General features: G+C 70.4%; 26 protein-coding genes, 3 tRNA genes, 3 pseudogenes and 1 other annotated feature. Of the genes and pseudogenes, 23 read left to right on the top strand and 9 right to left on the bottom strand.

The window, feature by feature from the left end; translation table 11 throughout:
• Positions 1 to 191 precede the first annotated feature (191 nt).
• Together ACQ86J_RS27845 and ACQ86J_RS27840 are read left to right on the top strand one after the other, a co-directional pair.
• Positions 192 to 1,487 carry a hypothetical protein gene (locus ACQ86J_RS27845; protein WP_431268096.1) on the top strand — a complete coding sequence of 432 codons (1,296 nt, stop codon included), beginning with the start codon at positions 192 to 194 and terminating at the stop codon, positions 1,485 to 1,487.
• Positions 1,477 to 2,250 carry a hypothetical protein gene (locus tag ACQ86J_RS27840; protein WP_431268095.1) on the top strand — a complete coding sequence of 258 codons (774 nt, stop codon included), beginning with the start codon at positions 1,477 to 1,479 and terminating at the stop codon, positions 2,248 to 2,250. Before ACQ86J_RS27845 ends, ACQ86J_RS27840 begins: the two co-directional genes overlap by 11 nt.
• 64 nt (positions 2,251 to 2,314) lie before the next feature.
• On the opposite strand, the gene tuf is transcribed toward ACQ86J_RS27840, so the two are convergent.
• From tuf to ACQ86J_RS27825, 3 genes are all read right to left on the bottom strand, one after another.
• Positions 2,315 to 3,526 (bottom strand): elongation factor Tu, encoded by a 1,212-nt coding sequence (gene tuf / locus ACQ86J_RS27835; RefSeq protein WP_431268094.1) that lies wholly within the window; start codon positions 3,524 to 3,526, stop codon positions 2,315 to 2,317.
• Between the two features lie 109 nt (positions 3,527 to 3,635).
• Positions 3,636 to 3,708: transfer RNA gene (locus ACQ86J_RS27830), tRNA-Gly, on the bottom strand.
• Between the two features lie 56 nt (positions 3,709 to 3,764).
• Positions 3,765 to 3,847 (bottom strand) — tRNA-Tyr (locus ACQ86J_RS27825).
• 342 nt (positions 3,848 to 4,189) lie between these two features.
• Here ACQ86J_RS27825 and ACQ86J_RS27820 point away from each other — a divergent pair.
• From ACQ86J_RS27820 to ACQ86J_RS27755, 14 genes and pseudogenes are all read left to right on the top strand, one after another.
• On the top strand, positions 4,190 to 4,537 hold the full coding sequence (locus tag ACQ86J_RS27820; RefSeq protein WP_431268093.1) for an RNA methyltransferase substrate-binding domain-containing protein: 348 nt from the start codon (positions 4,190 to 4,192) through the stop codon (positions 4,535 to 4,537).
• Positions 4,537 to 4,890 carry a 23S rRNA (guanosine(2251)-2'-O)-methyltransferase RlmB gene (locus ACQ86J_RS27815; RefSeq protein WP_431268092.1) on the top strand — a complete coding sequence of 118 codons (354 nt, stop codon included), beginning with the start codon at positions 4,537 to 4,539 and terminating at the stop codon, positions 4,888 to 4,890. Before ACQ86J_RS27820 ends, ACQ86J_RS27815 begins: the two co-directional genes overlap by 1 nt.
• 36 nt (positions 4,891 to 4,926) lie before the next feature.
• Positions 4,927 to 5,715, top strand: coding sequence for a hypothetical protein (locus ACQ86J_RS27810; protein ID WP_431268091.1), 789 nt, complete (start codon positions 4,927 to 4,929; stop codon positions 5,713 to 5,715).
• A gap of 87 nt (positions 5,716 to 5,802) precedes the next feature.
• Complete coding sequence (locus ACQ86J_RS27805) at positions 5,803 to 6,030, top strand: hypothetical protein (RefSeq protein WP_431268090.1); 228 nt, start codon at positions 5,803 to 5,805, stop codon at positions 6,028 to 6,030.
• A gap of 319 nt (positions 6,031 to 6,349) precedes the next feature.
• On the top strand, positions 6,350 to 7,123 hold the full coding sequence (locus ACQ86J_RS27800; RefSeq protein WP_431268089.1) for a hypothetical protein: 774 nt from the start codon (positions 6,350 to 6,352) through the stop codon (positions 7,121 to 7,123).
• The gene (locus tag ACQ86J_RS27795) at positions 7,050 to 7,310 is read left to right on the top strand and encodes a hypothetical protein (RefSeq protein ID WP_431268088.1); all 261 of its coding nucleotides are present in this window, start codon (positions 7,050 to 7,052) and stop codon (positions 7,308 to 7,310) included. Before ACQ86J_RS27800 ends, ACQ86J_RS27795 begins: the two co-directional genes overlap by 74 nt.
• Positions 7,304 to 7,762, top strand: a complete 459-nt coding sequence (locus ACQ86J_RS27790) for a hypothetical protein (protein WP_431268087.1) — start codon at positions 7,304 to 7,306, stop codon at positions 7,760 to 7,762. The genes ACQ86J_RS27795 and ACQ86J_RS27790 overlap by 7 nt, the downstream gene beginning before the upstream one ends.
• 10 nt (positions 7,763 to 7,772) lie before the next feature.
• Positions 7,773 to 7,844, top strand: a tRNA-Thr gene (locus ACQ86J_RS27785).
• Between the two features lie 342 nt (positions 7,845 to 8,186).
• A complete protein-coding gene (locus tag ACQ86J_RS27780) occupies positions 8,187 to 8,516 on the top strand; it encodes a hypothetical protein (protein ID WP_431268086.1) in 330 nt (109 codons plus the stop codon).
• Positions 8,513 to 8,674: a hypothetical protein gene (locus ACQ86J_RS27775; RefSeq protein WP_431268085.1), complete on the top strand. Its 162-nt coding sequence runs from the start codon at positions 8,513 to 8,515 to the stop codon at positions 8,672 to 8,674. The genes ACQ86J_RS27780 and ACQ86J_RS27775 overlap by 4 nt, the downstream gene beginning before the upstream one ends.
• Positions 8,671 to 8,973, top strand: a pseudogene (locus ACQ86J_RS27770) (transposase); the annotation flags it as partial. The gene ACQ86J_RS27775 and the pseudogene ACQ86J_RS27770, both read left to right, overlap by 4 nt.
• Before the next feature lie 171 nt (positions 8,974 to 9,144).
• Positions 9,145 to 10,434 carry an IS21 family transposase gene (gene istA, locus ACQ86J_RS27765; protein ID WP_431268084.1) on the top strand — a complete coding sequence of 430 codons (1,290 nt, stop codon included), beginning with the start codon at positions 9,145 to 9,147 and terminating at the stop codon, positions 10,432 to 10,434.
• Positions 10,431 to 10,889, top strand: a complete 459-nt coding sequence (locus ACQ86J_RS27760; protein ID WP_431268083.1) for an ATP-binding protein — start codon at positions 10,431 to 10,433, stop codon at positions 10,887 to 10,889. The genes istA and ACQ86J_RS27760 overlap by 4 nt, the downstream gene beginning before the upstream one ends.
• Positions 10,890 to 10,966: 77 nt before the next feature.
• A complete protein-coding gene (locus ACQ86J_RS27755) occupies positions 10,967 to 11,353 on the top strand; it encodes an ATP-binding protein (RefSeq protein WP_431268082.1) in 387 nt (128 codons plus the stop codon).
• On the opposite strand, the pseudogene ACQ86J_RS27750 reads toward ACQ86J_RS27755, so the two are convergent.
• Positions 11,317 to 12,547: pseudogene (locus tag ACQ86J_RS27750) on the bottom strand (IS3 family transposase). The gene ACQ86J_RS27755 and the pseudogene ACQ86J_RS27750 sit on opposite strands and share 37 nt — an antisense overlap.
• Positions 12,146 to 12,262 (bottom strand) — a sequence feature (AL1L pseudoknot). It overlaps the preceding pseudogene by 117 nt.
• 51 nt (positions 12,548 to 12,598) lie before the next feature.
• On the opposite strand from ACQ86J_RS27750, the pseudogene ACQ86J_RS27745 reads away from it, so the two are divergent.
• Positions 12,599 to 12,742 (top strand): annotated as a pseudogene (locus ACQ86J_RS27745) (IS630 family transposase); the annotation flags it as partial.
• Positions 12,743 to 13,127: 385 nt separating this feature from the next.
• Here the strand turns inward: ACQ86J_RS27745 and ACQ86J_RS27740 are convergent.
• Complete coding sequence (locus ACQ86J_RS27740) at positions 13,128 to 14,543, bottom strand: hypothetical protein (protein WP_431268081.1); 1,416 nt, start codon at positions 14,541 to 14,543, stop codon at positions 13,128 to 13,130.
• 263 nt (positions 14,544 to 14,806) lie between these two features.
• Between ACQ86J_RS27740 and ACQ86J_RS27735 the strand changes: the two genes are divergently transcribed.
• From ACQ86J_RS27735 to cysC, 6 genes are all read left to right on the top strand, one after another.
• On the top strand, positions 14,807 to 15,355 hold the full coding sequence (locus ACQ86J_RS27735) for a hypothetical protein (protein ID WP_431268080.1): 549 nt from the start codon (positions 14,807 to 14,809) through the stop codon (positions 15,353 to 15,355).
• A gap of 1,241 nt (positions 15,356 to 16,596) precedes the next feature.
• Complete coding sequence (locus ACQ86J_RS27730) at positions 16,597 to 17,451, top strand: sulfotransferase family protein (protein WP_431272557.1); 855 nt, start codon at positions 16,597 to 16,599, stop codon at positions 17,449 to 17,451.
• A gap of 642 nt (positions 17,452 to 18,093) precedes the next feature.
• Positions 18,094 to 18,771: a hypothetical protein gene (locus ACQ86J_RS27725; protein WP_431268079.1), complete on the top strand. Its 678-nt coding sequence runs from the start codon at positions 18,094 to 18,096 to the stop codon at positions 18,769 to 18,771.
• A complete protein-coding gene (gene cysD / locus ACQ86J_RS27720; RefSeq protein WP_431268078.1) occupies positions 18,665 to 19,450 on the top strand; it encodes a sulfate adenylyltransferase subunit CysD in 786 nt (261 codons plus the stop codon). Before ACQ86J_RS27725 ends, cysD begins: the two co-directional genes overlap by 107 nt.
• Complete coding sequence (locus tag ACQ86J_RS27715; protein ID WP_431268077.1) at positions 19,450 to 20,892, top strand: sulfate adenylyltransferase subunit 1; 1,443 nt, start codon at positions 19,450 to 19,452, stop codon at positions 20,890 to 20,892. Before cysD ends, ACQ86J_RS27715 begins: the two co-directional genes overlap by 1 nt.
• Complete coding sequence (gene cysC, locus ACQ86J_RS27710; RefSeq protein ID WP_431268076.1) at positions 20,798 to 21,316, top strand: adenylyl-sulfate kinase; 519 nt, start codon at positions 20,798 to 20,800, stop codon at positions 21,314 to 21,316. Before ACQ86J_RS27715 ends, cysC begins: the two co-directional genes overlap by 95 nt.
• Here the strand turns inward: cysC and ACQ86J_RS27705 are convergent.
• From ACQ86J_RS27705 to ACQ86J_RS27690, 4 genes are all read right to left on the bottom strand, one after another.
• Complete coding sequence (locus tag ACQ86J_RS27705; protein WP_431268075.1) at positions 21,266 to 23,389, bottom strand: tetratricopeptide repeat protein; 2,124 nt, start codon at positions 23,387 to 23,389, stop codon at positions 21,266 to 21,268. The genes cysC and ACQ86J_RS27705 overlap by 51 nt on opposite strands.
• A complete protein-coding gene (locus ACQ86J_RS27700; protein WP_431268074.1) occupies positions 23,302 to 23,934 on the bottom strand; it encodes a multiheme c-type cytochrome in 633 nt (210 codons plus the stop codon). The genes ACQ86J_RS27705 and ACQ86J_RS27700 overlap by 88 nt, the downstream gene beginning before the upstream one ends.
• 146 nt (positions 23,935 to 24,080) lie before the next feature.
• The gene (locus ACQ86J_RS27695; RefSeq protein ID WP_431268073.1) at positions 24,081 to 24,350 is read right to left on the bottom strand and encodes a hypothetical protein; all 270 of its coding nucleotides are present in this window, start codon (positions 24,348 to 24,350) and stop codon (positions 24,081 to 24,083) included.
• Positions 24,283 to 26,640, bottom strand: coding sequence for an arylsulfatase (locus tag ACQ86J_RS27690; RefSeq protein ID WP_431268072.1), 2,358 nt, complete (start codon positions 26,638 to 26,640; stop codon positions 24,283 to 24,285). The genes ACQ86J_RS27695 and ACQ86J_RS27690 overlap by 68 nt, the downstream gene beginning before the upstream one ends.
• Positions 26,641 to 26,715 lie beyond the last annotated feature (75 nt).

Here is a 26,715-nt window from a genome sequence, read left to right as displayed (position 1 = left end):
GGGCAGGGCCGCGACGCGGCGACGCCTATAGGTCAGGGGGCGAGCACTGTCGAGAGGCGAGGTGCGGGTCGCCGATGCCGGCGAGGGGTTTCGCTGATGCCGGCGCGGGAGATCGCCAATGCCGGCGCGGTGCATTGCCCGCGCTGCGGGAATCGGGAATCGTATACGATGATTCGCGGACCCCTTTCCGAATGAATGCCGGCTTCTCCAACCGCGCCGCTCTGCCGCAACTCCCGCCCCGCTGGATGACCGCCGATGCCGCCGCCGCCCAGAGCGACCATAACCAGGGCCTGCAGGCGGCGCGGGAGGGAAGCGACGGCGCCGCCGGCCTGGCCCGCTTCCGCCGCCGGCTGACCGACGAGGGCGCCGGCGACCTCGACCGCCTGCATGCCGAGTGCCGCCGGCTGCTCGACCGGCAGGACCAGGAGCGCCAGGCGAACGAGCACGAGCTGAACGTCACCCTGGTCGAGCGGAGCCTCGCCAACCAGCGGCGGCACGACGAGGCGACCGCCGCGCTGAAGCGCGAGAACGGGCCGGACTCCGGTCCCTACCGCGACCTCGCCGCCCGCGCCGAGGCGGCCCAGACGGCGCTCCGGACGATCCGCGGCGCGGTGCAGTACCGCCCGCTGCGGACCCATTTCGGCCGGCTCTACCCCGCCATGATGTCAGCCCTCGCCCTGGCCGAGGTGCCGGTCAACCGCGCGGCCTTCGAGCTGACCTTCCGCGAGGAGCCGATCGTCTCGCTGGTGCTGGCGGCGGCGGTGGGCGGGCTGCTGATGGCCTTCGCCCATGTCGTCGGCATGCTGCTGCGGCGCTGGCCGGAACGGCCGCGCCTCGCCCAGGTGGCGGCGCGCGGCGGCGCGCTCGCGGCCATGCTCGGCGTCGTCTTCGCCGGCATCTACGCGCTGGCCTTGATGCGGCAGGTCTTCATGCGCCTGGCCGCCAGCGAGAACGAGGGCTTCGCCCAGCGCCTGCAGGACGCGCTGGCCGGCACGCCGCACGAGGCGGTCACGGCGATCGCCAGCCTGCCGCTCGGCATCAGCGACTATGCCTTCATCGCGGTGAACCTGCTGGTCTTCACCTTCGGCGTCGTCGCCTCCTATCTCCGGCACGACCCGCACCCGGACTACGAGAAGGCGGTGCGCGATGCCGGCCGGACCGAGCGCGCCTTCGCCCGGGTCGAGAAGCGGCATGCCGCGGCGATGCGGGAGGAGACCAGCCGCTACGAGACCGCGCGCCGCGCGATCGAGGGCGAGATGGCCGAGGTGCGGGCGCGCCTCGTCGCCCTCGGCAACCAGGAGCGCACACTGCGCGAGCATGCCGACACCCTGCGGCAGGCGGTCGCGCGCACGATAAGGCGACGCTGCGACGTCTTCGCCGAGGGCTTCCAGGCCGGCGCGCCCGGCGGCGGCCCGCCGGCGGTCCCGGCGGTCGAGGCGATCGCCGCCGAACTGCCGGGCTTCGGCGCGGTGGCGCATGCGGCGTGACCTTGCCGCCGGCCTCGCCGCGGCGGCGCTGCTGCTGGCAACGCTGGCCGGCGCGCGCCCGGCCGCCGCGGCCGAGACCGACTACTGCGCGCTCGGCAGCGCCACCTCGCTGCTGCTGGTCGACCGCAGCACCCGCTACGACGAGGTGGACCGGGACATCCTGGTGCGGACGGTGGACAGCTTCTTCCGCCGGCAGGAGCCGGGCGAGCGGCTGGTCGTCGCCGCTGCCGGCCGGGCCTATACCGAGCTGAAGCTGGTCTTCGACGCCTGCCGGCCCGGCTGCCCGGAGGTCGGGCTGCTCGGCCGGCTGACCTCGACCTGCCGTCCGGTGCTCGCCCGGGCGGACTTCCAGGCCTTCGAGGCGGAATTCCTGGCCCGGCTGGTCGCGCTGCTGAAGCAGCCGGAGGAGGCGGCGGCCTCGGACCTCTTCCGCTCCGTCGCCGAGGCGACGCGGCTGGTCGAGGCCAACCATTATGCCCCGGTGCGGCAGTTCCTGATGTTCTCCGACCTGCTCGAGGCCTCCTCGCTGCTGCCCGGGCAGGCGATCCGCCGGATGCCGGCAGCCGAGGTGCTGCAGCGGCTGGCGGAGGCGCATGTGGGAGCGCGGCTGCCGCGCGCCGAGGTGCGGGTGATCGGCTTCGGCCGCAGCGACGCGCCGGGCCGGCCGCCGCTGCCGCAGGACATCCGCCGCCGCGTCCAGGCGACCTGGGAAGCCTGGTTCCGCGCCGGCGGCGCGGGCAGCGTGCAGATCGGCCTTCGCTGAGCGCCAAGAAAAAGGGCGGGCCGCATGCGCGACCCGCCCCTGCCTGCCGCGAAGATCGAGACGTTTACTTCTTGGCCGCGGCCGGCTTGTCGGCGGTGATCGCGGCGACGACGCCGGCGCCGACCGTCCGGCCACCCTCGCGGATAGCGAAGCGCAGGCCCTGGTCCATGGCGATCGGCGCGATCAGCTCGACATCCATCGCCACGTTGTCGCCCGGCATCACCATCTCGACGCCTTCCGGCAGCTTCACGATCCCGGTCACGTCCGTGGTCCGGAAGTAGAACTGCGGCCGGTAGTTGGTGAAGAACGGCGTGTGCCGGCCGCCCTCTTCCTTCGTCAGGATGTAGGCCTCGGCCTTGAAGCCGGTGTGCGGGCTGATCGAGCCGGGCTTCGCCAGCACCTGGCCGCGCTCCACGTCCTCGCGCTTGATGCCGCGCAGCAGCACGCCGACATTGTCACCGGCCTGGCCCTGGTCCAGCAGCTTGCGGAACATCTCGACGCCGGTCACCACCGACTTCACCGTGTCCTTCAGGCCGACGATCTCGACTTCCTCGCCCACCTTCACCACGCCGGTCTCGACGCGCCCGGTCACCACCGTGCCGCGGCCGGAGATCGAGAACACGTCCTCGATCGGCATCAGGAAGGCGCGGTCCAGCGGACGCTCCGGCTGCGGGATGTAGGCATCCACCGCCGCCATCAGCTCGAGGATCGAGTTCTTGCCGACCGCCGCGTCGCCGTCATCCAGCGCCACCTTGGCCGAGCCCTTGATGATCGGGATGTCGTCGCCGGGGAAGTTGTAGGAGGAGAGCAGCTCGCGCACCTCCATCTCCACCAGCTCCACCAGGTCCGGATCGGCCAGGTCCATCTTGTTCAGGAACACCACCAGCGCCGGCACGCCGACCTGGCGCGCCAGCAGGATGTGCTCGCGCGTCTGCGGCATCGGCCCGTCCGCCGCCGAGACCACCAGGATCGCGCCGTCCATCTGCGCCGCGCCCGTGATCATGTTCTTCACGTAGTCGGCGTGGCCCGGGCAGTCCACATGCGCGTAGTGCCGGTTCGTGGTCTCGTACTCGACATGCGCGGTCGAGATCGTGATCCCACGCGCCTTCTCCTCCGGCGCCTTGTCGATCTGGTCATAGGCCGTGAAGGTCGCACCGCCCGTCTCAGCCAGGACCTTGGTGATCGCCGCCGTCAGCGACGTCTTCCCGTGGTCAACGTGACCAATCGTCCCAATGTTGCAGTGCGGCTTCGTCCGCTCGAATTTCGCCTTCGCCATGATCCGGCTCCGCTACCCTAATGGCCCGCGCGACCGACCATCGGCCGAAGGGCGTCGTTGACCACCCCGAAACCCGTCAGGCCCGCGCGCCGGGCGCCGGGCGGGGCGCTGGAGCGGGTGACGGGATCGAACCCGCACAACCAGCTTGGAAGGCTGGGGCTCTACCATTGAGCTACACCCGCGCCCAACGCACCCCGGCCGGAGAACGCCGGCTTGGCCGGCGCCGCAGGAGGGAATATGGAGGGGGTTGGATTCGAACCAACGTAGGCGCAAGCCAACGGATTTACAGTCCGTCCCCTTTAGCCACTCGGGCACCCCTCCGCAGTCCTGCGCATGTCCCAGGCAGCGGGTGGCGCGGGTTATCCGGTTTCATCATGCCCTGTCAACGTGGGGGCGATGGCAGTTTCGCGCACGGCTGCGCTTTCCGCCCAGGCGGACCCGCTCACTGGACATCGGCGCTGCGCCGCGCTTTGTGCACCCATGCGCCGAGGCCCGCCGCGAAGCGGCAATCCCCATGCCGCGCAGCGCCAGTCCTTCCATGCAACGCAGCGGCGCGCCTGCGCTGCCGCCCGCCGCCGCAACCGGCGGCCGCCGCGGCGGGCCTGACCGCACCGGCCCGCGCGGGACTGGCCGCGGCCCTGCGCCGCAGCCAGCGGGGTCTGGATGCACGGGCTGCATCCCGTCGTCGCGGCCCTGGCCAACCCGGCGCGGCGGCTGAAGCGCCTGCTGCTGACCGAGGATGCCGAGGCGGCGATCGCCGCCCAATTGCCGAAGCCTTGGCGGATCGCGCCGGAGCGGGTGGAGCGCGCCCATATCGCCAGCTTCCTGCCGGAGGATTCGGTGCACCAGGGCGCCGCCCTGCTGGCCGAGCCCGCTGCCCGACCTGCCGCTCGAGCGCGCGCTGGAACACGGCCATGGCCCGGTGCTGGTGCTCGACCAGGTAACCGACCCGCGCAATGTCGGCGCCATCCTGCGCTCGGCCGCCGCCTTCAGCGCCGCCGGCGCTGGTGATGCAGGACCGCCACGCCCCGCCGGAAACCGGGGCGCTCGCCCGCGCCGCTTCCGGCGCGCTCGAGATCGTGCCGGTGGTGCGGGAGGTGAACCTGGCCAGGGCGCTGGACTACCTGAAGAAGGCCGGGCTCTGGGTGGTCGGGCTGGCCGGCGACGCGCCGGTGACCCTGGCCCAGGCCGGGCTCGGCGGCCGCCGCGTGGCGCTGGTGCTGGGCGCCGAGGGCGAGGGCATGCGGCGGCTGACCCGCGAGCATTGCGACAAGCTGGCGCGATTGCCGATCGCACCGGAGATGGAAAGCCTGAACGTCTCCGCCGCCGCCGCCGTGGCGCTCTACGAGCTGGCGCGGGGCTGAGGCCGGATGCCACCAGGGAAAAGGGAGCAACACCTCGTGAACGCCGCCGCCGACGCAATCCTCGCCGCCCGCCGGGCAAAGCGCATCCTTGCCCCGCTCGGCGCCGCGGCACCGGCGGACCCGGAGGCCGGCTACGCGCTGCAGCGGGCGGTGGCGGAAGCCATGGGCGCGGTGCCGCCGGCCGGATTCAAGATCGGTGCGACGACGCAGCAGATGCAGGACTATCTCGGCCTGACGGGTCCGGCCGCCGGCTTCGTCCCGCAGGCCAGCCTGCATACAGACGGCGCCGAGTTCCGCTTCGCCGATTTCCTCAATCCCGGGGTCGAGTGCGAGATCGGCGTCCGGCTCGGCCGCGACCTGCCCGCTGGGCCGACCGCGCGGGAGGACGCCGCGGCGGCGGTGGCCGAGGTCTTCCCGGCGATCGAGATCGTCGAGCGGCGCTACGGCGACTTGGCCGAAGCTCGGTACCCCGACCCTGATCGCCGACCAGGTCTTCCACGCGGCGGGCGTGCTCGGTGCGCCGGCGGCCGGCTGGCGCGGGCTCGATCTCGGCGCGGTGCAGGGCACCTTCCATGTCGGCGGCAAGGTGGTGGGGTCCGGCCATGGCCGCGACCTGCTGGGCCATCCGATGGCGGCGCTGGCTTGGCTGGCATCCTCCGGCGCGGCGCGGGTCTTCGGCGGGTTGCGGGCGGGCCAGGTGGTCTGGCTCGGCTCCGTCACCCCGCCGATCTGGCTGGAGGGCCCCGGGGCCGTGGTCGCCGATTTCGGTCCGCTCGGCCAGGCGAGGCTGCGCTTCACCTGATCCCGGCCGAAGGGCGGCGTTAACTCGCCACGGCGATAAGGGGCGGGCCGTCCGCCGGGGCGGCCGCAGCCGATGATGCCGCCAGGATGGCGCGCCGGAATGGAAACCCCATGCCGCACGCCACCTGGAGCAAGCTTTCCGATGACCACCAGCTCGCCCTGGCGCGGGAGGCCTTGCGCCGCGCCGCCGAGACGCTGGCCGACCACGCCGAGGTGCTGGCGGCGGAGATGGACCAGGGGACGCTGGCCGATCGGGGCGGACCGGATGCGCTCCGCCTCTTCGCCGCGGTGATCCGGGCGAGCAATCAGGACGTCTTCGGTACGGTTGGCCAGGCGTGACCACGGCGGCGGACGCAATCGCGCGAGGGCACGCGATGATGAACGGATCGGGCCCCCGCAACGGTTGTGGCCGCATCGCTCCCTCCGGATGATGCTGCCCGTCGCGCACGAGGCCCCGCTTGGCGAGGGATCGGGGCACCGCCCGCGCGCGCTCCGGAGGATTCCTCGCCGATGCGCCCCATGCCTGGTCTGTCCCGCCGGTTGCTGCCCGGCCTGCTCGCGCTGCTGCTCTGCCTACCGGCGCTGGTGAACGGCTTCCCGCTGCTCTTCGACGACAGCGCGCATTACCTGCGGAAGCCCTTTGCCTTCGTGCAGGGAATTGGCGCGCGGTCGGCTCTCGACCGATGCGGGGCAGTATCGCGGCTACATGCCGTCGCATTTTGGTGGCGGGGAGGTTGCGCCGAAATCCGCCACCGCGCCGCCCGAGGCAGCCCCGGTCGTGCCGCTCTCGGGCAACCCCTTCTTCCTGCGGCCGGCGCCCTACAGCCTTGCGTTGCTGCCCTTCGCGCATCCCGTCACCGTGCTGCTGCTGCCCCTCGCCCAGGGCCTGCTGGTGGTGCTGCTGGCGGAAGCGCTGCTGCGGGCGCTGGCCGGGCCGGCGCCGCCGGCCTGGGCGCGGCTGGGCTTGGCGGCCGCGCTGCTCGCCTCCGCCGCGCCCTGGTTCGCCAGCCAGATCATGCCGGACGTGCTGACCGGCTGCCTCGCGCTCTGGCTTGGCCTGCTTGTGGCGGGCGGGGACTGGCTGCGGCGGCCCTGGCGCGCCGCCGGCTTCGCCCTGCTCGGCGTCTTTCTGATTGGCAGCCATCTGACCCACCTGCCGCTGGCCGCCGGTGGGGCTTTGGTCGGGCTCGGCCTGCGCTGGGCGATCGAGCGCGGCCGCGATCCGCTGCGCTGGCGGCGGGCCGGGTTGGCGCTGGCGGCGCTGGCGCTGGCCGCGGGCGGGCTGGTGGGCACCAACCTGGCTTTCGGCAGGAAGGCGGTGCTGTCGGAGAGCTTCCCCGCTCTTCATGCTGGCGCGGATGGTCGGCGACGGCACCGCGGCGCTGGTGCTGGAGAAGGACTGTCCAGCCGGCTCGGGCTGGCTGCTCTGTGATCAGCCCAGATTCTGGCGGGTCAACTCGGATGACTTCCTCTGGAAGCAGGACGCCCCTTGGCTGCGCCACTGGGCCGAGCGCGACCGCTTCCTGGCCGAGGCGCGGGAGATCACCGGCCGTGTGCTGCGCGAGCATCCGGCCGAGCAGGCGGCGCGCAGCCTGGCGATTTCGCCCGCCAGTTGGTGACGCTGTCGATCGACCCGCAACTGGCCGAGCCGCCGCCGCGCAGCTTCGGCGAGCTGGTCGGGCAGATGGGCGCGCCGGCGGACCGGCTGGCGGCGGAAAGCCTGGCCACCACCGCGGATCCCCGGCTGGGCGCCTATCGACGGCTGCAGGACAAGGTGCAGAAGGCGCTGTTCTGGGCCGCGCTGCTGGCGCTGGCCGGGATCGCGGCGCTGGCCTGGCGGGCGCGGCGAGGGGCCGCTGCTGGCGACTGCCGCCCTGGCTCTGGCCCTAGTGCTGGGCAATGCCTTCCTGGCCGGCGCACTCTCCGCCGTGCATGGCCGCTACCAGAGCCGCATTACCTGGCCGGTGACCGTGATGGCGGTGATGGCTGGCGTGGCGGCGCTGCGGCCGCGCCGGGCGATCGAGTGCCACGCAGAGCCCGCGATGGACCGGCCAGCGGCCGCGCGGTATGAGGCAGGCCAGGCCGGGTTAGCACAGCGGTAGTGCAGCGGTTTTGTAAACCGAAGGTCGGGGGTTCGATCCCCTCACCCGGCAGTCATTTAGCAGGGGACCGGCTATCCTGACCGGACATTGACCAGACAGAAACTCCAATAGGCTGCCCGAGAAGTCTCAAGTTGGACGGGATCGGCCGCGGGTTGTCGCCGCTAGGGGTGGCTTAATCCGAACCCTTGGTACCCGAATACAGGTAACGTTTAGCAGGAGTGAGGTCGGCAGACTTGTCGGCCTAATGTCCGCTTTGCGCCTGTCGCGGTTATCTGCTGGATGCGCCTGACTTCCTAAAATAGGCGCCCCCCGATCGGCTTGAGCGGATTTCTCAGCGACCTGAACGGCTAATACGAAGTCTGGGTTGTTGGTGGCTTTTGGGGGGTTGAAGCCTTGGCGCTATCGGCAGACCTGCGAGAGCGCGTGCTGGGGACGCATGAGCGGCGCGAGGGTAGCCAGCGTGTCCTGGCCGAGCGGTTCGAGGTAGCGGTCGGCACGGTGAACAACTGGCTGCGGCAGGCGCGGGAGAGCCGCCACGCCCCGCTGCGCCGCCGCGGCGGTCAGCCTCCGCTGGGCGGGGCGGATCTGGGCGTGTTGGCGGCCCTGGTGGCTGAGCGAGCGGATGCAACGCTGGCCGAATACGCGGGCAGGCTGGCCGAGCGGATCGGCTGGTGGTTCAGCACGCCGGTGATCTGCCGGGCGCTGCGGCGTGCCGGCCTGTGACGAAAAAGGAGACCCTGCGCGCGAGCGAGCAGGGTTTGAGGCAATACCTCAATCCCGACATCGTCGTCGCCCGGGACGCCTGGCGCGATGAGGTCATGGGCCAGGTCGATCCCGACCACCTCGTCTTCCTCGACGAAGCGGGCTCGACACCCGCCTGACCCGCAGCCATGCGCGGGCATCGCAGGGCCAGCGTGCGCTAGGTCGTGTTCCAGGCGGGCACTGGCGGCGGCTGACCATCCTCGACGCCATCGCCCGCGACGGCATGGTCGCGGTCATGGCCGTCGCGGCTGACACCAGCACAGACATCTTCTTGGCATTCGTCCAACAGGTGCTGATCCCGGCCCTGCACAGCCGCCCCGAGGCGTTGGTCGCCATGGACGACCTCGCCCCGCATCGGGCCGCGTCGGTCCGGCCCGCACTCCGGCGCGCCGGTCTCGCTCATCGCGACCTGCCGGCCTACTTGCCGGACCTGAACCCGATTGAGCTGGCCTGGTCCAAGCTGAAGGCCAGGTGTAGCGGCTGGGTGAATCCTCCCTGGAAGTGCTGGCTGAAAATCCCCAGTCCAGCGCGACTGCCCGTGCCCGGGGGCGCGCCCCGGGCACACGGGCAGCGCCGGCCATGCCCCAGGATGCCCTCCGGTATCGTGGGAGCAACCGGTGGTCACCCTTGGAAGCTCGTCATGATCCTGGACCTCGCCCGGCAAGGCCTGACCGTCTCGGCCATCGCCCGCCGCACCGGCCGCGACCGCAAGACCATCCGCACCTACATCGCACGCGGCCTGGAGCCACCAGCCTACAAGCCGCGTGAGCCGACCCCGTCGCCGCTCGGCCCGTTCGAGGCCTTCCTCCGCGAGCGCATCGGCCAGTTTCCTGACCTGACCGGCCGGCGACTATGGCGCGAGGTCCGCGACCTCGGCTTTGCCGGCGGCTACTCCACCGTGACCGACTTCCTGCGCACGATCCGGCCGCCGGCCGCTCCCGCCTTCGAGCGGCGCTTCGAGACCCCGCCAGGGCGCCAGGCGCAGGTCGACTTCGCCCACTTCAAAGTCCGCTTCGAGGACGAGCCCGGTGCCGAGCGCATCGTCTGGCTGTTCTCCCTGGTGCTCGGCCACAGCCGCATGATGTGGGCCCGCTTCGTCGCCCAGCAGGACCTCGCCACCGTGCTGCGCTGCCACGTCGCCGTCTTCGAGGCGTTCGGAGGCGTGCCCGAGCAGATCCTTTACGACCGGATGCGCACCGCGGTCCTCGGCGAGGTCGACGCGCGCGGCATCGTCTACAACGACAAGCTCCTCGCCCTGGCAGGCCACTACGGCTACCTGCCCAGGGCCTGCCGCCCCTACCGCGCCAAGACCAAGGGCAAGGTCGAGAGGCCGTTCCGCTATGTCCGCGAGGACTTCTTCCTGGCCAGAGCCTTTCGCAACCTCGGTGATCTGAACGCCCAGTTCACCCAGTGGCTCGACCAGGTCGCCAACCGCCGCCTGCACGGCACCACCGGGCGCGTCGTCATCGAGCACTTCGCCGAGGAGCGGCCTGCCCTCAAGGCGCTGCCGGCCGGGCCGTTCAACGCCGTCCTCCGCCTCGAGCGGCGGATCTCTCACGAGGGCATGGTCTCGGTCGGCGGCAACCTCTACTCCGTCCCAGACGGCACCCGCCGCCGTCCCGTCGAGGTGCAGGTCACCGCTGCCGAGGTCCGGATCCTCGAGGACGGCCGGCTCATCGCCGTCCACCCCGTGCTCGAGGGCCGCGGCCGGCGCCGCATTGCCGAGGGCCATCGCAGCCTGCCGCCACCGCACAACAGCACCACGCCTCGGCATGGAGCCACAGCGCCGCCAGGACCGCCCGCCGGCGTGACACCCAGGTCGCTGGCCATCTACGAGGCCGTCGGCCGCAGGCTCGCCGCCGCGGAGCCAGCGCGATGACCGCCGCGCCGGCCACCCTCGACCGCATCCGCCGCCACCTGGTCGGCCTCCGCATGCCACGCGCCCTCGAAGTGCTGGAGCACCTGCTGCGCCAGCTCGAGCGCGGCGAGATCTCTGCCCTCGAGGCGATCGACAGCCTGCTCGACGAGGAACTCAGCCTGCGCGAGGGCCGCCGGGTCAAGGCCGCCCTCAAGATGGGCCGGCTGCTCACCATCAAGACGCTGGCCGGGTTCGACTTCGCGTTCCAACCCTCGCTCGACCGCAACCGCATCCTCACCCTGGCCGGGCTCGACTTCATCAGCCGCCACGAGGTCGTCCATTTCCTCGGCCAGCCCGGCTGCGGCAAGACCCACCTGGCCATCGCCCTCGCCGTCGAGGCCGTCCAGGCCGGACGCAGCGTCTACTTCACTACCCTCGCCGAGCTCATCGGCCTCGCTCGCCAAGGCCGAGCGTGAGGGTACCCTGCGGGAGCGGATCCGGTTTCTCTGCCGGCCGCAGCTCCTCGTCGTCGACGAGATCGGCTACCTGCCGGGTGGTCGCCGGCGGCGGCAACCTGTTCTTTCAACTGGTGAACGCCCGCTACGAACGCGGCGCCATGATCCTCACCTCCAACCGCGGCTTTGCCGAATGGGGCGAGGTGTTCGGCGACACCGTCGTCGCCACCGCGCTGCTCGACCGGCTCCTCCACCACGCCATCGTCGTCCGCATCGAGGGCGCCAGCTACCGCCTGCGCCGCCACGCCGACCTGCTGCCAGACACCGGCTCAGCCCGGCCCATGGCCTCGGCCGAGCCGGCACCACGGCGGCGCGGCAGGCCACCCAAGCTCCGAACCGGCGACCTCACTGAACCGTCCCGGGTTTGCCGGAGGCCGATGAGCTTGAGTCAGGCCGCCACCGCAATCTCCTGCTGGCGGGCATAGTAACGCGCCTCGGCCTCGGCGGGCGGGATGTTGCCGATCGGCTCGAGGAGACGGCGGTGGTTGAACCAGTCCACCCACTCGAGGGTGGCGTACTCGACGGCCTCCAGGTTGTGCCACGGGCCGCGTCGGCGGATCACCTCGGCCTTGAACAGGCCGATGACGGTCTCGGCGAGCGCGTTGTCGTAGCTGTCGCCGACGCTGCCGACGGAGGGTTCAGATACCGGCCTCGAGCAGGCGCTCGGTGTAGCGGATCGCAACGTATTGGCTGCCCCTGTCGCTGTGATGAATGAGCCCGCCCTTCAGCGGCCGGCGGTCGTGCAGCGCCTGCTCAAGGGCATCGAGGACGAAGTCCGCATGTGCCGTCCTCGACACCCGCCAGCCGACGATGCGGCGGGCGAACACATCGATGACGAAGGCCACATAAACGAAGCCCTGCCAGATCGCCACGTAGGTGAAATCCGACACCCATAGGGCGTTCGGGTGCGGCGCCCGGAACTGGCGGTTCACCTTGTCCGCTGGGCAAGGCGAGGCCTTGTCGGCGATCGTGGTCCTGGTCTCTTTGCCGCGGACAACGCCACAGAGCCCCATCCGCCGCATCAGGCGTTCCACCGTGCAGCGGGCTATCGCGGTGCCATCCCGGCCTAACTGCCGCCAGACCTTGCGGGCGCCGTAGACCCCGAAGTTGGCCGCATGCACCCGCCGGATCTGCGCCATGAGCACCAGGTCCTGCCGAGCTCGAGGCGAGGCCCGCGTCGGATCAGCACGCTGCGCGACATGGGCATGGTAGGTCGACGGAGCGATCCGCAGCATCCTGCAGATCGGCTCGACACCGTAGACCTCGCGGTGATCGTCGATGAAGGTGATCATGGCTTCGACCGGCGGTCGAGCTCCGCCATCGCAAAATACGCCGAAGCCTTGCGTAGGATCTCATTGGCCTGCCGCAGCTTCGCGGACCTCGCGCTCCAGCCCCTTGATGCGCTCTCGCTCCTCCGTCGACGCTCCGGACCTCTGGCCCGCATCGCGCTCGGCCTGCCGCACCCACTTCCGCAGCGCCTCGGCCGTGCAGCCGATCTTGGCCGCGATCGACCCAATCGCGGCCCACTGAGAGGCGTGGTCGCCCCCATGGTCCAGCACCATCCGCACCGCACGCTGCCGGACTTCAGGCGAATAGCGGTTCGACGTCTTCTTGGTCATTGCCCCATCCTCTCAACGATTGAGGCCTCCGGCAAACCCGGGACGGTTCACGTCCACCGTTCCACCGTACAACTAGCGGCCGACATCCGCGCCTTCATCGATGCCCACAATGCCGACCCAAAGCCTTTCCGCTGGACCAAATCCGCCGACGACATACTCGCAGCCGTCCAGCGCTTCTACCTCCGCACACGACAGATCGGCGGAACTACAGAATCAGAACATTGGCACCTTTGCCAAGGACATGAGCATGACCGTAGGGGCGGCGGGGAAGAGGGAAGGCTGCGAACGATCGGCATCGTTCGGCAGACCTCGGCTACAGGTGTGCCAAGTTCAGCGTGCTCCAGGGCAGATGCCACCGCCTCGTCGGTGGGGTCCGACTTCTTCAACGGCAGGGCTCCCCTCGAAGCAACAAACTTGTCCGAAAATTGGTAGAACGTAAAGATTAACTTGGCGGTTTAAGGTCGATCCTTCGCCGCGATGAGCCGCGCGTCGTCATGACCCGGACTTCCAAGCAGCTTCAACAACGCGGGCAGAATCAGAATCACTGCCGCCAGAGCATAAAGCAGACTCAATGTCAGCATCACGCCCATGCTTGCGGTTCCGGGATGCGCAGAGAACGCCAGCGCTCCAGAATGCCGTACCATTGGTCAGCGCACTGTAAAGCACTGCGCGCGTCAGGGCGGAGGGCAACAGCTCCCGCTCCCCGGCTCGCCAAGCCATGACGTAGTAAATCGTCAAACGCCACGCCCTGAGCGAAAAGCAAAGGCAAGGCGATTATATTGGCTAAATTGAGGGCAATCCCAGCCGCCACGCATGTGGCAAGTGTCAGGAGTCCCGCCAGGGCAAGCGGCGCGAGGGCCAGCATCGCCAAGCGCCAGGACCGCAATGCCACCACCAGCAACAGCGCCGTCAGCAGAGAGGCGATGCCCCCGGCCCACAGGAACGCAGTCCCGATGGTATGTGCGCTGGCCTGGACCGAGATCGCGGGACCGGTCGCGGCAGGCGCAACGGCAAGGACGGCCCTGGCGAAGCGAGCCATGCCGTCTGCACCGTCTGAGAGATCGCGTGGTCGCACCTCAACCCTGGCCCGGCCATCCGCTGTCATCCAGTCGCGCCGGAGTGAATCCGGCAGGTCTGCGACAGTTACCGGGCGAGCGTCGAGGGCCAGCCGCAATCCGTCGAGCGTGGTGACCAGACCAGGCACCAACGCCACGCGCAGTCTCTCGCGTGCTGCTGGTGGTCCTTGGGAAAGGCTACGTAGCGCAGCGCCAAGATTCCTGGCTGCTGTCGCCAGGGCGGGTCCTGCCTGCTTGGCGGCGGCAGCCTTGAGGAGCGCGCCAGAGGTCAAGGCGAGCGCGCGGACAATTTCCGCATCATCGGGCGGAGGCACGACGTCCGGCGGCTCGAGGCTTGGCCCTAGCAGTTCGGCCGTGTCGCGGATCAGCGCCAATTTGGCGTCCTGGTCCCGCGGCACGAAATCAGCGAGTGTCCGAGTGCCCGAGACCTCCGGCAGACCATCGATCCGCGCTGCCAGGACCCGCGCGAGGTCGAGGTCCGAGGCGAGGACCTGAATCGTGTTCGGGGTCGTTTCCGGATCCCGCATCAGGTCACGGAAGGTGGATACCGCCTCGGTCGTCGGATCGCGCAGGTTCAGCGGATTGGTGTCGAAGCGCAAGAAGGGCAGGAAGGCCGCGCAGACCAAGGCGAGCAGTCCCGCCGCCACTACGACCCGACGCGCATTGCGCGTCAGGGCACGGTCGAGCGGCGCAAGCGACGCATAGCCTACAGGCTGCTCTTCCTCGCGCGGGCGGGTGAAGGCCAGCCATGCAGGCAGGGTCGTCAGGCTGATGACCACGCCGATCCCCATACCTGCAGAAGCGATGATGCCGAGTTCCGACAGCCCGCGATAATCCGTTGGCAGAAAGGCAAGAAAGCCGCCGCAGAGCGCGAGCGCGGCAAGTCCGATACCTGGCCCCGCCACCGCGGCGGCCGTCACCAGGGCGGAGCGGGAGCGGCTCGCTGCGCAAGCGATGCCGCTGCTCCCGAAGGCAGACCGAGTACTGGATGGCGAAATCCACCGCGAGCCCGATGAACAGCACCGCGAAGGCGATCGAGAGCGGGTTGTAGGCGCCGATGAACGCGCTTCCGAAGGCAGCCGTGATCACTAATCCAAGGACCAAGACGCCCAGCATCGGCAGGATTAGTCGCATCGATCGCAGCCCGAGCCAGAGCAGGCCCGCCACCGACAGCAGGGAGAGGATGTTTTCCGAGATCGCTCCGCCGAAGACGGTCGAGAATTCCTCGTCGCGGATGACGGGACTGCCGGTCCAGGCGCACGCGCACGCCGTATTCCGCCTGAAGGCCGAGTTTCGCCACGGCGTCTCGGATTGTCGTCGAAGCGATGGATGCCGGGGCGAGGCTCGTATAGTCGAGCATCGGCTGCACCAGGACAAAGCGGCGCAGCGCCAGCGGATGCGGCGCCTCCCCGGTAAACAGTCTTGCCCAATCCAGCGGCGCAACGCGCCCGGCAACAGCGGCCTCGGCGGGGTCGCCGATCGCCCCCAGGGCGTTGCCAAGCTGAGCCTCCTGCGTGATCGGCTCTCCGCGGACGATGCCATCGGCCAGCAGCCTCAAGGCCTGGGCGACACCACGCAGGCTGGGATCGGCGGCAAGCGTGCCCAGCATCGGCTGCGCCGCAACGACCTGCTCCGTCGCCTTGCGCACCTGGTCCGTCTCGGGGAAGAGCAGGGCGCTGCGACGGGAGGACCTCCTCCGCATCCGGCCGTGCCACGCCTCTGCACGCCGTGAGAGGTATGTCGGAGCTCCGCCGCGAGGGCTGCCGCCGCACGTTCCGCCGTAGCTGGCGTCACGCCGTCCACAACCACGGCGATCACGTTGTCCCGTTGTGGGAAGGCAGAGTCGATCGCGCGCTCGGCCTGTCGCCATGGCAGGTTCTCGGGGAACATCCGCATCGCATCGGTGTCGAGCTCAAAGCGCGTGGCGAGCACCCAGCACGATGCGAGGCCTATCAAGGTGGAGAGCAGCAGCGTCAGGGCCGGACGCCGCAGGCTGATGGCAGCCATCCTGGCCGCGAGATAGCCGAGCAATCCGGCGCGTGCTTCAGCCTCTGCCCGAGGGTCGACAACGACAAGCTGGGCCAGCGGTCGGCCCCGCATCGGCGCTTTGCCTGTCTGATACGGGCGGCAAGCGGAAGTCGCGGTGCATCGCGGCTCAACCACACCGCCGGGAGGACTGCTGCCACCATCCGAACCCTGGGAAGCCGGCGTTATCCTTGCGGCATCTTACCATCTCGACCCTTTGTCTCCGCAGCGAGACCGAAATGTTGTGGCCGCATCGTCCTTCCGCCAGGGCGAGGCCGCCCAATGCGTAGCGCGCCGGTCGGCGGGAGGCATCCTGCCAAGCCCCGCATGGAGCATCGGCACCCAAACTTGCAGAATTTGGATAGCGGTAGATCCGAAACGGACTGGCCGCGCACGAGGACCTCCCGGTAACCTCATGAGTCAGCGGGCCGTTGCAGCAATACCCGAGGTAGCAGGAGATGATCGATCGGATCGCAAAAGTTGGGTCATCCAGCAATGCTGCCCAGATCGGTGTGACCACTGCAGTACTGGTGGCAGTGCGGAGCCCTTCGCTTGCTCCTGACAGGGTAGCCAGCTTTGGCCGGCTCGCCGATGCGGCGCAGGCATCGTGAACGGAATACTGTCCGCCCTTGGCCAACGCGCGGTGACCCGCTTGAGTCTGCCGGACCGGTTGCTCGAAGCCGAGGCACTGATACGCCGCTGTGGCGGGCCTGCGGCGCTGGAGCCATTCGGGGCGGAGGCACCACTCAAGATCCTGCTGAACGATCTCCGCCGGAGCGCGGATCTCAACCTGATCGGCTGTTTCGGCGCCCGGTACGACATGTTGCGGCTTCTCAGAAACCTCGTCGCCCTGCGGGAGCACGAGGGTGCGGGCGCCCGCGCTGCTCACCGCGTCGGTCGAGGCGCCGGTCTTCGTCACCGGGCTGCCGCGCGGCGGCCACCACCTTCCTGCATAAACTCCTGGCGGCTGACCCCGAGAACCGCTTCCCCTCGGTCTGGGAGACCACCTCCCCGCTGCCCCGCAAGCGCGGCGACACGCCGGCGCGCCGGATCGGCAAGATGGACCGGCAACTGGCCGCCTTTGAGCGCATGGCGCCCGGCTTTCGTGCCGTCCACCCGATCGACGCCGTATCGCCGCAGGAATGCAGCGAGATCACCGCGCATGTCTTCCGCAGTTACCGCTTTGAGACGACGCACCACATCCCGGCCTACCGGACCTGGCTGCGCGCCGCCGACCATGCGCCGGCCTATCGCTTCCACCGCCGCTTCCTGCAGCACCTGCAGCGCATCGATGGCCGGCCGCGGCGCTGGGTGCTGAAATGCCCCGACCATGTCTTCACGCTGGATGCATTGGCGGCGGAGTACCCGGATGCGCGCCTCGTCTTCCTGCACCGCGACCCAGTCGAGGTGCTGGCCTCGGTCGCCGGGCTGACCGCCATCCTGCGCCGCCCCTTCACCGCGAACCTGGACAAGCGGGCGATCGGACGGCAGGTCGCCGGCGACTGGCTGCAGGGCACGCAGGCGATGCTGCGCGCCGACGCCGAGGGGCTCTTTCCCGAGGAGCGTGTCATGCACCTCCGGTTCCGCGACCTGACCGAGGCGCCGGTGGCAACCATCGCCGCGATGTACAAGCGGTTCGGCCTGCCGCTCGCGTCGGAGACGCGACGGCGGCTGGAGCAGCGCGCTGCCAGGCTGCCGCGCGGTGGCTATGGCGGCGTGACGCATGCGCTCGCCGACTACGGCATCGATGCCGATTCCATGCGCCGACGCTTCGCCGCCTATGCCGCCCGCTTCGGCGTCTAGCCCGGTCCCGGCCCGCGTTCTGCGCGAGCGGCTTGCCGGGTTTGCCCCGACGGCGCGGCGCATCGGACCGGTGCTGCTCACCCTCGGCCTGGCCTGCGGCATGGTCGCCGCCTGCTTTTGCTGGCCGACCTCGGCCGGGTGGTACTGCAGGCATTGCCGGCCTTACCTGCGGCCATCCTCGTCCACCTCCTACAGATCGCCGCGGATGCGCAGGGCTGGCGACAGTTTTTCCACGCACCGCGGCCGAGCTCTCGCTCTGATGCTGCGGGCGCGCTGGGTGCGTGAATCTCTAAACGGGTTGCTGCCGCTGGCCGGCATCGGTGGCGGCGTGCTCGCCGGGTTCGACATCGCGCGAAAGACCGGGCGGCCCGCCGCCGGCGTCGCCGCATCCGCCACCCTGGACCTGCTAATCGAGATCTGTATCGCAACTTCCATTCCTGGTGATCGGTTTGATGCTGTTCGCGTGGCTCGCGCCCGGGCTGCTGCCACCGCGCGAGGCGATGCTGTTGCTTTCGCCTTTAGTGCTGGTCCTCTGCTTCGCGCTCGCGCTCCGGGCCGGCATCGGGCGCGCGCCGGCGCTTCGTCTCGCGCACCGCTTCGGTCTTCGAGAAAGGCTGGAGGCCTTGCGCGCGAGATCTAGCGGTGGTGGATGCCGGGACCGGGCCGATGATGCGGGCGGGCGGCTGGCATTTCGGCGCGTGGTGCATCGGCGCGATCGAGGTCTGGGTGATCCTGTGGGTGCTCGGCGTGCCGCTCGGCCTGGCCGCAGCGCTCGCCATCGAGAGCCTGGGCATGGCCGCGCGCAGCCTGGGCTTCGCGCTGCCCGCTGGGCTCGGGGCGCAGGAAGCCGGGCTCGCAGCCGTTGCAGTGGCCCTTGGCGTGCCGTTCGAGGGAGCCGTGGCCATGGCGATGCTGAAGCGGATGCGGGAGGTGACGCTCAATCTGCCCGGAGCTGATCGCATGGCAGTGGCGGGAGCGGCAGCCGGTGCCGCATCCCACCGCTTAGGCCCGCCCCGCATGAAGACGCGCCCCGGTCACGACGACACGGCTCTATCGCCCGGCCTCGCCACGGACGGCATACGGGTCTGTGGCCCACCGCGCCTCGCGCCGCACCTCGCGCGGCTGGAGGCGGAGGCGATCGGCATCCTGCGTGAAGCCGCCGCTGCTTGCCGCCGGCCGGTGCTGCTCTACAGCATCGGCAAGGACCTCCTCCGTGCTGCTGCATCTGGCCCGGAAGGCCTTCTTCCCCGGCCGGCTGCCTTTCCCGCTGCTGCACATCGACACCGGTTGGAAGTTCCGGGAGATGATCGCCTTTCGTGACCGCGTCGTGGCCCAGCTCGGGCTCGACCTCATCGTCCATACGAACGAGGAGGGACGGCGCCGCGGGATCAACCCGATCGACTCCGGTGCGGCGCTGCACACGCAGGTGATGAAGACCGAGGCGCTGCGCCAGGCGCTGGACGCCTACGGCTTCGATGCCGCCATCGGTGGCGCCCGGCGCGACGAGGAGAGGAGCCGCGCCAAGGAGCGGGTCTTCAGCCTGCGCGGACCGGGCCATGCCTGGAACCCGCGGGACCAAAGGCCGGAGCTCTGGGGCCTGTGGAACACGCGTCTCGGGCCGGGCGAGAGCCTGCGCGTCTTCCCGCTCTCCGACTGGACCGAGGCGGATGTCTGGGACTACGTGCTGGCCGAGGGGATCGCGGTGGTGCCGCTCTATCTCGCGCGCCTCCGCCCGGTGGTGCGGCGCGCCGGCGCCTGGATCGTCCGCGACGACGACCGCATGCCGCTGCGACCCGGCGAGCGCCCGGAATCGCGCAGCGTGCGCTTCCGCACCCTCGGCTGCTGGCCGCTGACCGGCGCGATCGAGAGCGAGGCGGCGACGCTGCCCGAGATCGTCGTCGAGATGCGGCGCAGCCTCGCCAGCGAGCGGGCCGAGCGGCTGATCGACGGCGATGGCGAGGCCTCGATGGAGAGCAAGAAGCGCGAGGGTTACTTCTGATGCCCGACGGCACCGCCCTGGCCCCGCGTGGGCTGCTGCGCATCCTGACCTGCGGTTCGGTTGACGACGGCAAGTCGACGCTGATCGGCCGTCTGCTGTTCGAGACCGGCAACGTGCCGGAAGACCAGCTGGACGGGCTGGCGCGCGACAGCCGCCGCTACGGCACCACGGGAGCTGAGCCCGACTACGCCCTGCTCCTGGACGGGCTCATGGCGGAGCGCGAGCAGGGCATCACGATCGACGTCGCCTGGCGCCGCTTCTCGACGCCCCAGCGTGCCTTCGTCGTGGCCGACGCGCCGGGGCACGCGCAGTACACCCGCAACATGGCGACCGGCGCGGCCGCCTGCTCGCTTGCCCTGCTGCTGGTTGACGCGACGCAGGGGCTGCAGGAGCAGACCCGCCGCCACGCGGCGATCTGCGCACTGCTCGGCATCCGCGACGTGGTGCTCGCGGTCAACAAGATGGACCTCGTCGGCTACGACCGCGCCGCCTTCGAGCGGATCGTCGCGGCCTGGGACGAAGCAGCGGCGCCGCTTGGCTTCCGCTCCGTGATGCCAGTGCCGCTCTCGGCGCGCGACGGCGAGAACCTGGTGCGGCCATCCGCCGCTATGCCCTGGCATGCGGGACCATGCCTGCTCGGGCATCTGGAGACGGTCGAGGTGGCGGAGGACCGGGCGGCGCTGCCCTTCCGCTTCCCGGTGCAGTGGGTGAGCCGGCCGAACGCGGCCTTCCGCGGCTTCGCCGGCACCGTCGCCTCCGGCCGCGTCGCGGTGGGCGATCCGGTGGTGGTGGCCGGCTCCGGCCGGGCGGGCCGGGTGGCACGCATCGTCACCATGGACGGCGACCTTCCCGCCGCCCAAGCAGGACAGGCAGTGACGCTGACCTTGGCGGAGCCGCTGGACATTGCCCGCGGCGACCTGCTCGCGCTGTCGTCCGCCCGACCGGCGGTGGCGGACCAGTTCGCTGCCCGGCTGCTCTGGCTGGACGAGGCGGAGTTGCTGCCAGGGCGGCGCTACGCGCTGCGCCACGGCCATCTCTGGACCGAGGCCTCCGTCACCTCCATCCGCCACCGGCTGGACATCGTGACCGGGCAGGAGCGGCCGGCCAGGCAACTTGCACAGAACGAAATCGGGCTGTGCCACCTGCGAACCGCGCAACGCCTGCCGCTCGACCCCTATGCCGAGAACCGGGCGACCGGCACGTTCATCCTCGTGGACCGGTCGAGCCACCGGACCGTGGGGGCCGGCATGCTGGCCCATCCGCTGCGCCGTGCCGCCAACATCCACCAAGAGGATTTCCCGGTGGACAAACGGGCCCGTGCCACGCCTCGCCGGCCAGCAGCCGCGCGTGATCTGGTTCACCGGCCTCTCGGGCGCGGGCAAGTCGACCATCGCCAAGCATGTGGAACAGGCGCTGCACGCCGCCGGCCGGCACACCTATAGCCTGGACGGCGACAATCTCCGGCATGGCCTTTGCAGCGACCTCGGCTTCACGCCCGAGGACCGGGTGGAGAACATCCGCCGTGCCGGCGAGGTGGCAAGGCTGATGGTGGATGCGGGATTGATCGTCCTTTGCGCGTTCATCTCTCCCTTCCGTGCAGAGCGGTGCATGATCCGCGACATGCTCGGTCCCGGCGAGTTCGCCGAGGTCTATGTCGACACGCCGATCGAGGTCTGCATGAAGCGTGATCCGAAGGGGCTTTACGCCAATGCCCAGGCTGGCCTCGTCCCGAACCTCACCGGCCTTGGTAGCCCCTACGAACCCCCGGAAGCGCCCGAGTTGCACCTGTTGACTGCGGAGCGGACGCCCAGTGCGTCAGCCGAGCAGGTGCTCGAGTGGCTGCGGCACCAAGGCGTTCTCGCCTGATACTCCGAATGCCATTCTCGTAGCACGTCGGCGCATCCCAGCGTGACAAGGCGTAGCGGAAGTACCGGCGAGGTCGCTGCGGCCGGAGATCCTGGCGAGTGTGGCTCGAGCCAGCCGGACACGGGGTTCCGCACCCCGGCGGCGTCCTCGCCCAAGCACCGCGGGGCGCTCCCACAGTCGGGGCAGGCCTCGGTGCCGATGGCATGCTCGACCGCCTCGCGCGATAGGTGCTGCAATAGGGCCGCCAGGCAGGCGCCCCGCCAGGCGGCACCTGAGGGCCCTGCCCCGCCCGCCTACCGCCGCCCCTGCCAGGGACTGCAGGAGCTGCCGTGCATCGCGGCCGTCCGGGTCTGCGGCAAGGGCCTGCTGCGCGTAGTCGCGCGCCGTGGCCAGGGCGCCGGCATCACGGGCGAGCAGCGCCAGCATCAGCAGGATTTCCCGGTTGCCCGGATAACGGGCGAGCGCATTCCGCAAGGCCTCGACGGCCTCGCGGGGGCGCCCCATGGAGTTCAGGGCAACGCCGTAGACCAGACTGAAGCGGGGATCGCCGGCATCGAACTGTGCCGCCCGCGCCAGGGCGTCCAGTGCCTCGGCCCCCCGCCGCTGGCGCGCCAAGGACAGCCCGAGCGCATGGTGCAGCGCCGCTGCCCCGGGCGCCGCGACGATGCCCTCGCGCAGCGCCGCCTCAGCCTCGGCTTCGCGTCCGGTGCGTCGCAGCAGGTCCGCGAAGCCGAGGCGCGCCGAGACGAAGGCGGCGTCCAGGTGCAGGGCGGCGCGGTACTCCGCCTCCGCCTCGACGCTCCGGCCGCGCTCCATCAGCAGGTCGCCGAGGCTCGCCAGGGCCTCGGGCCGGTCGGCGTTGTGCCGCGCGGCCGCCATGTATTCCGCCATGGCCCGGTTCCGGGCCGCGCGGGCCTCCGGCGGCAGCGCCGCGTCCGGCACGGGCGCGAGAGCGCGCACCGCTTCCAGCCGCACGGCGCGCACTGGGTCCGCAACCAGCCGGGCCAGGGCGGCGGCACGTTGGGCGGGCGGCACCGTCGCGAAGGCTGCGGCCGTGGCAAAGCGCACCAGCGGGTCCGGGTCGCCCGCCGCCGCCACGAGGGCCTGCGCCATCGCCGGCGCCGGCGGCAGATTGGCCAGCAAGGAGAGTGCGGTGGCGCGGGCGACGGCCGGGGCGTCGCGGTCCTCCGCCAGCGCCAGCAGCCGGCCGGCCCCGCCAGGCGCGCCGGCGCGTCCCGCCGCGATCGCCGTCCCCCAATGCGGCTCCCGCCTTCGCTCCTCGCCATGCCAGTCCGCGATGCGAGCGGCGGCCCAGGCCGCGTCCCGGTCCTTGTGGCAATCGGTGCAGGCGTCCGACGTGCCCTGGAACGTCGAGAGGTCCGGACGCGGCACGCGGAAGGAATGGTCGTGCCTCACGTGCACGCCCATGTAGGTGCGCGATGCCATGTGGCAGGCGGTGCATTGCGCGCCGGCGCTGCCCTCCGCATGGCGGTGATGGGCGGCGACGTCGAAGCGTTCGGAGGCGTGGCACTGCGAGCAGAGCGCGTTGCCGTCGGCACGCAGCCTGGCTGAGTGCGGCTGGTGGCAGTCGGTGCAGGTCACCCCGGCCCGGTGCATCCGGCTCTGCTGGAAGCTGCCCCATTCGAAGACCTCGCCCAGAATGGCGCCGTTTGGCTGGTAGAGGCCGGGATCGAGCAGCTCCGGGGCATGGGCGTCGAGGAAGGGCATGCCTGGCGGCGGGTCGGCGGCAATTTCGCGGCGGCGGGCATGGCAGCCGGCGCAGACCTCGAGCGTCCCGGCCGCGCGTGGCGGCCCGTCCCACCGGGCGATCCCGCGTGACCTATCCATCGCCCAGCGACCGGGTCCGCCATGCGATGCCAGGCGCAGGGCAAGGCCCTTCGTCGCGCTCTCCTCAGGACGGCCCTCGCCCATCGCCCAGGCGGCATGGCGGGAACCGGCACCGTGGCAGGCCTCGCAGGAGACGTTCATCGCCGCAGCCGTGGTGGCATAGGCGTCGGCCTGCGGATCATAGCCCTGGTGCAGCGCGGTGGTGTGGCAGGCTGCGCATTGCATGTTCCAGGTCTGGATGCGGCCGGTCCAGTGCAGCGGGTCGCCGGCCTTGATGTCCTCGTCCGGGTAGAGATGAAACCAGCGCTGGCCGCCCTCCCCGCCGGGCGGGCATCCCAGGCCCAGGGCAGCGGTTGCAGGCGGCCGCCGGGGAGTGGCACCAGGTATTGCTGCAGCGGGGCGACGCCAATCGTATGGGTCACCTCGAATTCAGCAGGCTGCCCGTTCGTGCCCTCGGTCAGGGCCAGGAAGCGGCCGTCACGGCGGAAAAAGCGGCTCTCACGGCCGAAATACGTCATGGTCTCGCCGGCGAAGGGCGCCTGCACGGTGGCGCCGCTGGCCGCCTCCATGGCGCGCTGGTGGTGCGAGCCACGCCAGTCCTGGTACTCGGCCTGATGGCAGCCGGCGCAGGTAAGGGCGCCGACATGGCCCTCGCGTGGCGCCTCCAGCATGGGACGGGGCAGTACCGCTTCGCCTTCCAGGACGGCACCCACCACCAGGCTCCCGCCCGCGAGCAGGACGGCGATTGCCGCCGAGGCGAGGCGCATCATGGCTGGGCGCATGCACCGGCGGCCCTGCCCTGGGGCCGCAACCTTCGGGTCCTTGTTCCGCCACGATCAGCCTGCGCCCGGCATTCCGCCCTGCCGGGCGATTGGAGTGATCCGACGGGTCCCGCTCCTCCCGCCCGACGCACGGCTCAGTTCCGCCGTTGCTGCGGCACGCTGGCGGGTTGGCTCGCCGGGGTGACGCCCGGCGCCGGGCGTTCCGCATCGCGGACCCGGGCCTGGATCTCGTTCAGGAACCGGATCACCGTCTCGGGCGTCGTGTCTGTCTCGCCCATGTCGAAGGTGATGCGGCCGATCCGCCCGGTGAAGTCGAAGGGCAACTGGTAGTCGCTGTCATCCACCGGTGTGCCGGTGTCGAGGCCGACGTCGAAGGTCTCGTCCCATTGATAGGTGAAGGGCACGGTGCGCGGGATCCTCAACCGCGCCACCTCCTGCCCGCCGACCGAGAGCACGCCGGTGCCGCCACGCCCGAAAGGGGCCTGGCCCTGCGCGTCCAGCGCGAAGTCGAAGGTGACGGTGTGGCGGCCGGGCGGCAGCGCATCCTGCCCTTCCCATTTCGGCCGCTCGACGGAGAGCAGGTTCAGGGTGAAGACCGGTCGCCCCTTCTTGAGGTAGAAGCCCCAGCCGCCAAAGCGCCCGCCCTGAGGTCACCAGCATGCCGTTCGCGCCGCCCTGCGGCACCTCGATCTCCGCCGTGATCTTGAAGGACCGGTTCAGTATGTTCGGTGCCGCATTGGCCTGGGTGCAGCAGCTGGCCCCCGTATAGACGAACTGCCGGCGTCCCGCCGCCGGCCCGGGCCGCGGCGCGATCATGGCGGCGATCGAGTTGTTCAGCGGAAAGACCTGGTTGCGCGTCGCCTCGATGGTGAAAAGCTCCCGCAGCATGCGCAGGCGATCCGGCTGGGCCGCAGCGACGTCGCGGACCTGCGTCGGGTCTTCCGCCAGGTTGTACAGTTCCCAGCGGTAGCCATTCATGACGTCGGACGGCAGCGGCGCGGTCACGCCGGCCCAGGGCGGCGCGGCCGGCGTCGTGCTGGCCATCCAGCCGTCGTGGTAGATGGCGCGGTTGCCCAGGATCTCGAAATACTGGGTGCGCCGCGTCGACGGCGCCGCCGCATTCTCCCGCGCGAAGCTGTAGGCCATGCTGGTGCCGGCCATCGGGCGCTGGGCGATGCCGTTCACGATGGTTGGCTGCGATATGCCGGCCACGTCCAGGATGGTCGGCACGATATCGACCACGTGGTGGAACTGGGTGCGGATGCCGCCACGGTCGGCGATGCCGCGTGGCCATGACACCGCCATGCCATTGCGGGTGCCCCCCAGATGGCTCGCCACCTGCTTGGTCCAGCGATAGGGCGTGTCGAAGGCCCAGGTCCAGCCCACTGCCATGTGGTTGTAGGTCCGGTCGGTGCCCCAAGCGTCGTAATAGGGCATCTGCTGCTCGGCGGTCAGCGCCACGCCGTTGAAGTACATCACCTCGTTCGGGGTGCCGTTGACCGAGCCCTCGGCGCTGCTGCCGTTGTCGCCGCTGATGTAGATGATCAGCGTGTTATCGCGTTGGCCGAGGCGCTCGACCTCGGCGACGACGCGGCCGATCTCGTGGTCGGCATAGGCGAGGTAGGCGGCGTAGACATTGGCCTGGCGGATGAACAGGCGCTTCTCGGCTGCCGAGAGGTCGTCCCAGCGCTTCAGCATCTCCGCCGGCCAGGGCGGCAACTGCGCGTTGGCCGGGACGACGCCGAGGCGCTTCTGGTTTTCGAAGATGCGCTCGCGCAGCTTCTCCCAGCCATCGTCGAACAGGTGCATTGCCTCGATCCGCTCCACCCATTCGTGGGTCGGATGATGCGGCGCATGCGTAGCACCCGGCGCGTAGTGGATGAACCAGGGGCGGTTCGGCGCGATCTCGGTGTTCGTGCGGATGTATGCGATGGCGTCGTCCGCCATTGCGGTATTCAGGTTCCAGCCCGGATTGCCCGCGAAGGGGTGGATCGGCGTGGTATTGCGGAATAGGTTGCCCGGCTGCCATTGGCTCGTGTCGCCGCCGACGAAGCCGTAGAAGTAGTCGAAGCCGAGGCCGGTGGGCCAGTTGCTGAAGGGACCGGCGGCACTCGCCTCCCAGGCCGGGGTGTTGTGGTTCTTGCCGAACCAAGCGGTGGCGTAGCCGTTCTGCTGCAGCATCACGCCGATCGTCGCCGTCTCCCGTGGGATGATCGAGTTGTAGCCGGGATAGCCGCTCGCCAGCTCGGAGATGGTGCCGAAACCGACCTGGTGGTGGTTCTGCCCGGTCAGCAGCGCGGCGCGCGTCGGAGAACAGAGCGCCGTGGTGTGGAAGGCGGTGTAGCGCAGGCCGCTCGCCGCCACTTGGTCCAGGGTGGGCGTCGGGATCACGCCGCCGAAAGTGGCGGGCGCGCCGAAGCCGACATCGTCGGTCAGGATCAGCAGCACGTTTGGCGCGCCTTCTGGCGCCGCGAGCTGCGGCGGCCAGGCGGAGGTGCTGTCGATGGCATTCGGCAGGATGCTGCCGGCGAAGGGCGGGGTTGGAGTCGGCAGCACGCGGCTATCGGGGAACTCCACTGCGTTTGGGGCACCAGGCGCGCCGCGGAGCTGCTGCGCCTGCACCACTCCGGTCCCGATAGACCAGGCCAGCGGCAGCACCGTCAGTCGACCGAGCAGTCCCAACCTGTACCGCATGGGCGAGGTTTCCTTCCCCTATCGAGCGAGGCGAATCGCAATGGGTTGCCGCAAGGGGCGCATCTTCAAGGCTAG

It is taken from the genome of Dankookia sp. P2 (assembly GCF_050632255.1).
Classification (GTDB): Bacteria; Pseudomonadota; Alphaproteobacteria; order Acetobacterales; family Acetobacteraceae; genus Paracraurococcus.
Note: the sequence above shows the minus strand (reverse complement) of the source record. Positions and strands in the feature narration are given on the sequence as shown.

Excerpts from the sequence above, each read along its gene's own strand:
- ACQ86J_RS27700 (WP_431268074.1), bottom strand. The coding sequence starts at position 23,934 with ATGATGCGCCTCGCCTCGGCGGCAATCGCCGTCCTGCTCGCGGGCGGG.
- ACQ86J_RS27840 (WP_431268095.1), top strand. The coding sequence starts at position 1,477 with ATGCGGCGTGACCTTGCCGCCGGCCTCGCCGCGGCGGCGCTGCTGCTG.
- ACQ86J_RS27805 (WP_431268090.1), top strand. The coding sequence starts at position 5,803 with ATGCCGCACGCCACCTGGAGCAAGCTTTCCGATGACCACCAGCTCGCC.
- ACQ86J_RS27845 (WP_431268096.1), top strand. The coding sequence starts at position 192 with ATGAATGCCGGCTTCTCCAACCGCGCCGCTCTGCCGCAACTCCCGCCC.
- tuf (WP_431268094.1), bottom strand. The coding sequence starts at position 3,526 with ATGGCGAAGGCGAAATTCGAGCGGACGAAGCCGCACTGCAACATTGGG.
- ACQ86J_RS27760 (WP_431268083.1), top strand. The coding sequence starts at position 10,431 with ATGACCGCCGCGCCGGCCACCCTCGACCGCATCCGCCGCCACCTGGTC.
- ACQ86J_RS27795 (WP_431268088.1), top strand. The coding sequence starts at position 7,050 with ATGGTCGGCGACGGCACCGCGGCGCTGGTGCTGGAGAAGGACTGTCCA.
- ACQ86J_RS27690 (WP_431268072.1), bottom strand. The coding sequence starts at position 26,640 with ATGCGGTACAGGTTGGGACTGCTCGGTCGACTGACGGTGCTGCCGCTG.
- ACQ86J_RS27815 (WP_431268092.1), top strand. The coding sequence starts at position 4,537 with ATGCAGGACCGCCACGCCCCGCCGGAAACCGGGGCGCTCGCCCGCGCC.
- ACQ86J_RS27705 (WP_431268075.1), bottom strand. The coding sequence starts at position 23,389 with ATGCAATGCGCAGCCTGCCACACCACCGCGCTGCACCAGGGCTATGAT.
- ACQ86J_RS27820 (WP_431268093.1), top strand. The coding sequence starts at position 4,190 with ATGCACGGGCTGCATCCCGTCGTCGCGGCCCTGGCCAACCCGGCGCGG.
- ACQ86J_RS27715 (WP_431268077.1), top strand. The coding sequence starts at position 19,450 with ATGCCCGACGGCACCGCCCTGGCCCCGCGTGGGCTGCTGCGCATCCTG.
- ACQ86J_RS27735 (WP_431268080.1), top strand. The coding sequence starts at position 14,807 with ATGTTTTCCGAGATCGCTCCGCCGAAGACGGTCGAGAATTCCTCGTCG.
- istA (WP_431268084.1), top strand. The coding sequence starts at position 9,145 with ATGCCCTCCGGTATCGTGGGAGCAACCGGTGGTCACCCTTGGAAGCTC.